At 50.3% G+C, this 7,649-nt stretch carries 4 protein-coding genes and 3 pseudogenes; 5 read left to right on the top strand and 2 right to left on the bottom strand.

Annotated elements, in window-relative coordinates; translation table 11 throughout:
- Nucleotides 1–218 precede the first annotated feature (218 nt).
- The 5 genes and pseudogenes from tagD to HMPREF2690_RS00015 all read left to right on the top strand — a co-directional run.
- Complete coding sequence (gene tagD, locus HMPREF2690_RS00030; protein ID WP_070819826.1) at nt 219–611, top strand: glycerol-3-phosphate cytidylyltransferase; 393 nt, start codon at nt 219–221, stop codon at nt 609–611.
- A gap of 46 nt (nt 612–657) precedes the next feature.
- On the top strand, nt 658–4,299 hold the full coding sequence (locus HMPREF2690_RS00025; protein WP_070819825.1) for a CDP-glycerol glycerophosphotransferase family protein: 3,642 nt from the start codon (nt 658–660) through the stop codon (nt 4,297–4,299).
- Nucleotides 4,296–5,276: a glycosyltransferase family 2 protein gene (locus tag HMPREF2690_RS00020; RefSeq protein WP_070819824.1), complete on the top strand. Its 981-nt coding sequence runs from the start codon at nt 4,296–4,298 to the stop codon at nt 5,274–5,276. Before HMPREF2690_RS00025 ends, HMPREF2690_RS00020 begins: the two co-directional genes overlap by 4 nt.
- 155 nt (nt 5,277–5,431) lie before the next feature.
- Nucleotides 5,432–5,619 (top strand): annotated as a pseudogene (locus HMPREF2690_RS11830) (integrase core domain-containing protein); the annotation flags it as partial.
- Nucleotides 5,616–5,945: pseudogene (locus tag HMPREF2690_RS00015) on the top strand (ATP-binding protein); the annotation flags it as partial. The pseudogenes HMPREF2690_RS11830 and HMPREF2690_RS00015, both read left to right, overlap by 4 nt.
- A 397-nt stretch (nt 5,946–6,342) precedes the next feature.
- On the opposite strand, the pseudogene HMPREF2690_RS00010 reads toward HMPREF2690_RS00015, so the two are convergent.
- Nucleotides 6,343–7,257: pseudogene (locus tag HMPREF2690_RS00010) on the bottom strand (IS3 family transposase); the annotation flags it as partial.
- Nucleotides 7,251–7,505, bottom strand: a complete 255-nt coding sequence (locus tag HMPREF2690_RS00005; protein ID WP_244268753.1) for a transposase — start codon at nt 7,503–7,505, stop codon at nt 7,251–7,253. The pseudogene HMPREF2690_RS00010 and the gene HMPREF2690_RS00005, both read right to left, overlap by 7 nt.
- Nucleotides 7,506–7,649: the final 144 nt, after the last annotated feature.

Below are 7,649 nucleotides of genomic sequence, written 5' to 3'. Positions count from 1 at the left end.
CCCGCCCCAAGCAAAAATAGAAATCAAGGCAAATGCCTAGGAACAAAACTCGGGGCACTTCATTCTACAAACAGACTGCATAGTGATAGGTTTAGTTCTGCAGCGTAACATGGTACGGCGTGTTGCGGGCGCTCCTGGTGCTGTTTATGCATTCTAGAGGTTTTGGTCCTAAGGCGAATTTGCGAACTTGCTGAATAAAACGAACTGGAAAGGTAGCCATGCGTAGGGTGATCACATACGGGACGTTTGATTTACTTCATTATGGACATATTCGGTTGTTGAAACGAGCTAAAGAGCTTGGCGACTACCTTATCGTAGCTATTTCGACTGATGAATTTAATGCGGGCAAAGGGAAACAAGCCTATTTTTCATTTGAAGAGAGGAAGGGAATGCTCGAAGCGTTGCGGTTTGTTGACCTAGTCATTCCGGAAAATGATTGGCGTCAAAAACCCGATGATATTAAGAACTTCCACGTCGACGTGTTCACTATGGGGGACGATTGGGAAGGAAAATTTGACGAACAATTGGCCGGATTATGCGAGATTGTTTACCTTCCCCGTACACCAGAAATCTCGACTACTCAAATTAAACAAGAACTTGCGAAAAAATAATGGCTTACCGACCCGAGTCGGAACGCGGTTAATCTAGGTGGATCAAATGAAAACAAAGAAATCTTTTAACCAACAGGGTCTTAGAGATAAGGTACTCAGATTTAGCGGTGGAGTAATAGCAGGTAAGACAGGGCTCCCGAAACTGCAAAAAGTCGTCCAGTATTCGGCTGCGAAGACGTATGCTGATGGAAACCTGAAGGAAGCGCTTCACCTTTATGAGAGCATACCCGAGGAACTCAGGTCTACCGAAGTTAAAGTACGCATTTCGAAAATATATGGGGAGCTAGGCAATCTTGATTTGGCAATAGCTAAGATAAATGCTTTAGAAATGGATGGGGTGAGCTCAGGTGCTTATAAGGAGTTAAAGGCTTCACTACTGGAGCAAAAGAATGACTTGGAGACGCGCCAAAATAAGAACGACCCTAGATCAGGCAGTTCGTTTAGTTATTTGGAATCTGTCGCGAGAGAAAAGGGACTTTCTGCTCTCGTTTTGGAAGACCATCGACGCCTTCTCCAGCAGAGAATGGAGGGTGAGCAGAGGTTTGTTGTTAATCTAGCTGGTGAACTCGTCATCAAGCATCCTAAGGACCCGATTATTCGTTTTGAGTATGCTGTTGCTTTGTATGAATCGGGCCAGCTACTGCGAGCTAGGTCTAACCTGATTGCGTTGGATGCGATTAAGGTCGATGACGATGTTGCTGTTAGGGCAAGGTCGTTAATGAAAGCGATAGCGGAAGGCGAAGCGATCGCCAAATTTGATCTTGCCGGCCTACTTGTAAAGAACGATTTGCTTTATGAAGAGATCCAGCCGCAAGAAAGAGACACAAGCTTAAATCACGCCCTTACCTCGTGGGAAAGACTCGAGCTACTGTATGCGGTTGAGGATCCTTCTCCTGCTTTAGAGCAGGTTATCTTGGCTGAACTCATACGAACTCGTCGTTTCAAGATGGCCTATGAGTTGTTGCAGGAAAAGCAATCCACAGGCGAAATTGATATGCGAGAGGCATTTGAGCTTTGCAAGTGTGAGCTTGTTTTGGCGGGAGAGGTGAGCGAAAAAGCCTTATTTGGATTAAATGAAGCGCGAAAAAAGGCTGGGAAAAGGCCGATAGCTGTGAACGAGCTGTATTCGCAGCTTGGGGATAAAAGGTCTGCCTACCGTCTGGCGTCGAAAGATGAATATATTAAGCCGAACGAAGCATGGTGGTGGGACCGTTATTCTCGGTTAGCAAGTTATAACGGCGAAAAAGAACGTGCAACAGCGGCAGCAATAATGGCCGCAGAGCTTGATAGGTCTACACAAAGACACTTTCGCGCAGGCGTTGTCGCCGACCAAAATGAGCAGTTCGATCTTGCTGCAGAGCAATACGCCCTTGCGGTTGCAAATAAGAATGACAAGTCGGTTTCTAGGCTACATCTTGGTATTAGTTACTGGAGGGCTACAGCTGACGCTGCTACCGCCCTAATGATCCTAGAGCCATTTTGGTCTAGCTTTGATTTTGGGCAGACACTCGCAACTAGATTGAAGCCAGAACAATATCGTATTGGAGAGAAAGAGCAGCAGATTGACGGCCTGGTATCTGGCCAACCAGAGAACGACCTGTTAAGGAAGATTTCTTCTACGCAAGCTAAATTCAGTTTAGCTGATCAAGTAAAGTTAATACTTCCCAAGATTGGGCTGAACACCGATAAGACCGCGAAAATTAATTCCGTGCTCTTTACGGTAGCTATACGTGATCTTCGGGCGGGGAATGTTAAGTCAGCAGAGAAGGCGTTTTGGAAACTTGCCTTTATGATGGAAGAGCATGATCCCGCAATTTTTGAAGCGTTGGGGTACTGCTCTGCAGTTTTGGGTGATTTGGACAGGGCGATGAAACTCTTCGTAATTTCCGAAGAGTTACCGACGTCGTACCTTTATGAAGTTGGGAAACCAAATCAACGCAAACGGAACGTGTACAGGTACCTGGAGCTTCGTGAATTCCTGGATATCCTTCCGGGAGTATGGCTGTGGGAAAGCCACTTCGGTCGAAGGATTGACTGCAATCCTCTCGCGGTTTACAGAGAAGTCCAGCAGCGAGGGCTGCGAGATCAATTGCATGTATGGGTTGCGAACGAGGGGACAGAAATTCCCGATGACGTAGCTCTTGCGTCCGATACAGTCGTCTGCAGACGAGAATCGCCTGGATATTGGCTTGCACTCGCAGTCGCGAAGTATTTATGCAATAACGCCTCTTTTTCCTTTGAGTATATGCACAGAGAAGGCCAAGTATCGGTTAATACCTGGCACGGAACGCCATTGAAGTTCCTAGGGAGGGATGACAAAGACGCACTATACGATTATGGGAACGTGAGTCGAAACTTTCTGCATTGTACGCAACTTCAAATGCCAAATGACTTCACGGCGGATGTGATGAAGCGCAGCTATGAAGTGGACAATTTCTTGGGCGGAGAAGTTTTGGTTACGGGATACCCTCGAAACGATGCATTGATGCATGTCTCCCCCGGAGCGAAGCAGAGTTTACGCAATAAAATCGGTTGCAAAACTGATTTGCCACTAATTCTGTATGCCCCGACATGGCGAGGAACTCCTAAGTCTCAAAAAGCTCACATTGAAAAGCTGATCAAGGACCTAGCGGTGCTAGGGGCTGACGAGGGTTTTGAAGTTGTATTCCGAGGCCATCCGTTGTCCCAAAAAGCTTTGGACGAAGTTGAAATACCTGTGCTGGTCCCGCCAGCCGAGCTGTCAACCTACGATCTAATTGCTGCCGCTGACGTAGTGATTACTGATTATTCGAGTTTAGGCGTTGATGCGCTTGCGGGTTCAGCTCCGGTCCTCTTTTATGTCTATGACTACGAGGACTACAGATCGGATCGGGGCCTTTATTTTGATAAAGCCGACTTCCCCGGACCGACATATGAAGACTTGGATAGCCTTATCTCGGGTATCCAGCGATCTTTGGACTTGGCAGTTGAAGGTAAAACGTCCACAAGAGACGTGTTTGTGCGCAAAGAGGATGGCAAGGCCGCTGAGCGGTGTCTCGATTTAATGTTGCGCGACGATGGTGACATCGAGCAATTGAAACCTACCAAAAAGACGATGTTTTTACATAACGCATTTTCTTCAGGTTCCAATCGCGGTGATGTAATTCAGTTTTTGAGCAGCTTGGACCCCAGCATCTGGGACGTGACAGTGTCATTGGACAGTGCCACGATTGATCTTGATCCAGGAATGGTGCAAGCACTTGACGCGCTTCCCGATCATGTGCGCGTGCTTCCACGCAAGGGAGGCCTAGTCAATACAGCCGAAGAATATGTGGCGGTTAATAGTCTCTATCAAACCCCGTGGGTGGGCCTCAATGATTACCAGCTGTCCTTATATACCTCGAGCCTTAAGCGTGAGCATTTTAGATTGTTCCACAAGCAGGAGTTCGATGTAGCAATAAAATGGGGGCCAGAATCAACCTTTTGGACGGCGTTTATCGCGTTGGGCGTAAAGGCTACTAATACGGTATATGTGAATACCGTAGGCGATCAGTTGTATAACTATGAAGTCAGACCAGAACTTAGACGGGCGAATCAATTCATCGATCACTATGACTCTTATGTCGATTTGGAGAAGGGACAGGGCTTAGAAGAACTCGGCGTTGACTTCTTTGGACCGGGCACAGGCATTTTGAGGGAAATGAAATGAAAAAGTATCCGACTTTAGCCGTGATCGTACCGGCGTTCAACGTTGAACAGTACCTAGCAGAGTGTGTTCAATCTATCCTGGAATCAGACTATCCTTCACTCGAAGTAGTAGTTGTAAATGATGGTTCGACTGATGGTACGCCTAAGATAGCGGAGATGCTATCGGCGGCCCATGAAAATGTTCGTGTGATACATCAAGAGAACGCTGGTCTTAGCGCGGCCAGAAACACAGGTATAGATAATACCTCTTCGGAGCTGCTCGCCTTTGTAGATTCAGACGACCTGGTGCCCCCTCACGCTTATACCAAAATGGCAGACACGATGGCAAAGAGTAATTCTGGAATGGTGGTCGGGGCCGTGGAACGTTTTAACTCGTCGAGAAGATGGCAACCGTGGTTTGTGGAAGAAGCACACCGTGTCGAACAAATTGGTATCAGTGCTACTCAGTTCCCAGCTATCTTGTGGAATGTGTTCGCGTGGAGCAAGCTTTTCAAGCGGGACTATTTCGACCAAATCGCCGGCCGTTTTCCGGTAGGTATGCTCTACGAAGACCAGGAGATATCGGCTCGTATGTATCTCTCCGGCGTCCCGTTCGATATCGTTCCCGATGTTGTATATTACTGGAGGGCCCGAGAGGATGGTACGTCGATCACACAGAACAAGACCTCGTTAGATGATTTAACCCAGCGGCTTGAGGTGGCTCGCTCGACCGAGGAAGTGATCTTAGATTCTCAGAATCAAGATGTTATCGAATACTGGTACCGAAAACTGCTGAATGAAGACCTGTGGTGGTACTTTCGTGTAGTTCCAAATACGAGTTCATTGTACTGGCAAACGCTGCGAGAATACGTTTTGGATTTCGTTTCACGGGCGCCTAGTAGCTCTGTTATGCTGGGGCCGACGAAACGGAAAGACTTGATTGCGCTGCTACTGCGTGATAAGCGATCTGCGTTTGAAAAACGACTGAAGCGACCATAAATGGCTCAAGACAAACCAATAATCGAGTCATGCGATTTGCGTTGATGAATCTAGCTAAGAGATAGGTTTCAGCGGGGTCGAGCCTGAACACGATGGGGTGTGTAGCGCTACCACGTAGTCACGACCTTGCTATCAGATAGCCGGTCGCAAAAGCTTTAGCCGAGCCTGGAATTCGCCCGAGCGTGGGAACAGTCGGTGACTCCTATGACAACGCATTGGCGGAGACGATCAATGGACTCTACAAAGCTGAACTAATTCATGCTCAAGGTCTATGGACGTCGGTGGGAGAAGTTGAGGTGGCGACCTTGCGGTGGGGCATTGGTGGAACACCAAGCGTGACTAGAACAGCTTGCCGACATGTTGGCGGTCTTCTCACCGACTGACGAAACCTATCTCACTATGATGCGCAAACTGATCAACATCGATGTCTTGATCATCGATGATTTTATGACCATGAGCATCAATCAGCGTGGGCAAGAAGACCTTGCCAAGATCATATTCGACCGTGAGGGCCGACTGCCAACAGTGATCTCGTCGCAGTCAGCGGCTGCCTATTGGGTTGCCGAAGTTCCGGACAGGGTTGGGGCGGATTCGTTGGTCAGCCGATTCAACAACGGTTACCGATGTTGCGACCGGCTATTTGGTAGCAGTGTCGTGACTATCCGGTAGCACGACAGTGAGTATCTGGTAGCGCTGCACATCTCCTCACGTTCATACTTCCGGTAGCCACACCACACGGGTGTGGCATCAACCGGAAGGAGTCCGCTCATGACGGATTACCGCGCGATAATGACGTTGCTGATCAAACAGCGTTCTTATCGCCAAATAGAACAACAACTCGGGTGCTCGCACCGTGCAATCGCACGCGCGAACCACACACTGCGAACCTATGGGTTTAACACCGTTGAACGGTTGCGTCCCTTAGTGTGGTGTAACGCTTGCTGATGGTGGGCCCTTGAAAATAGTGGGCGGCCACCGTCAGTAACCTTTCGACTCAACTACCACATCTCACTGGGCTGTGTCAAATTTTGTGGACGGGTAAACCCGTTGTGTTTGGTTGTGGGGGTTAGGCTGCGGCGGCGTGTGTGTCGGCGCAGCGGGTTTTGAATTGGCGCATTGCTTCGGCGGGGATCAGCCCGGTGGTGGAGTGGATGCGGCGGCGGTTGTAGTACGCCTCGATCCAGTGTCCGACTTCGTAGCGGGCGTCGAACTTCGACGCGAACTGCTTCTTTTCGTACAGCAGATGCAGCTTCAACGTGGAAAACATCGACTCCGCAACCGCGTTGTCCCAGCACACACCGACCGCGCCGGTGCTTAAACGCACATCGAGTTTCTTGGCTGTTTGCGCGAACTGCTTCGAGGTGTATTGCGAGCCGCGGTCGGAGTGAAACACCGCGTTGCCCGCGACGAAACCGGCCGCGTGCGCCATGGTCAGCGCGTCGACGACAAGTTGCGCACTCATCCGGTCTGCGATCTGCCACCCGACAACCATCCGTGTGCTCAGATCGATCACGACGGCCAGATACATCCATCCCTGCGCGGTGCGCAGGTAGGTGATGTCGCCGCACAGATAGGTTGTCGGCATCGCGGGGTAGAAACGGCACCGAAGCAGATCAGCTCGTGCGCTCGCCTGCGGGTCTTGGATCGTGGTGCGTTTAAACGCGCGACGGTACTTGGTGTGCAGCGTGTTGTCAGCCATGATCTTTCGCACCGCATACAGCGTGGTTGCAACGTTTTGGGCCTGAAGCTGCCGGTAGATAGTGCGCGCCCCGGCAAAACCGTTGTGCTCGTTGAAGATCTCGATAACCAGATCGGTAATCGCCGCGCGTTTCGCCCGCGGTGTGCCACCGGCCGGCGGAGTATCTCTACGCTTGCGCCAGGCGTAATAGCCGGAGCTGGATACTTCCAACACACGGCACATCATTGACACTGGGTAGCGGGGGCAGGGGTTGCCTTCTTCGTGGAAGTGGGCAATTACCGCGAAGAGGTCCTCGTGGTGTGCTCCGTGGCGAAGAAGGCGGCCGCTTTTTTTAAAAACTCGTTTTCACGCTCGAGCTCTTTGATCCGCTTTGCCATCTCTGCCGGGTCCTGCGACGCGGCATCAGCAGCGCGCATGTGGCTGCCGGAACCAGTGCCCAAGGTGCCTTCGGCTTTGGCCACCCAGCGTCCCAACGACGAGGACGACACCCCGTACTCCTGGGCCACGGCACCACGAGTCTTGCCGAACATCAACACCTCATCAATGCACTGCTGACGAAACTGATCCGAATACTTACGTGGCATGATTTAATCCTTCCAGATCGGTGGGTTTCACCGTCCACCGGAATCATGACACCCCACACCGAAAGGCACATGACGATGACCGCTGCACCG

It is taken from the genome of Corynebacterium sp. HMSC034E11 (assembly GCF_001835905.1).
In the GTDB taxonomy this organism is placed as follows: Bacteria; Actinomycetota; Actinomycetes; order Mycobacteriales; family Mycobacteriaceae; genus Corynebacterium; species Corynebacterium coyleae.
The sequence above is the reverse complement of the archived record's forward strand: the minus strand, read 5'-3'. Positions and strand labels throughout refer to the sequence as shown.

Coding starts and splice junctions, on each gene's coding strand:
- tagD (WP_070819826.1), top strand. CDS start 219: ATGCGTAGGGTGATCACATACGGGACGTTTGATTTACTTCATTATGGA.
- HMPREF2690_RS00020 (WP_070819824.1), top strand. CDS start 4,296: ATGAAAAAGTATCCGACTTTAGCCGTGATCGTACCGGCGTTCAACGTT.
- HMPREF2690_RS00025 (WP_070819825.1), top strand. CDS start 658: ATGAAAACAAAGAAATCTTTTAACCAACAGGGTCTTAGAGATAAGGTA.
- HMPREF2690_RS00005 (WP_244268753.1), bottom strand. CDS start 7,505: ATGTTCGGCAAGACTCGTGGTGCCGTGGCCCAGGAGTACGGGGTGTCG.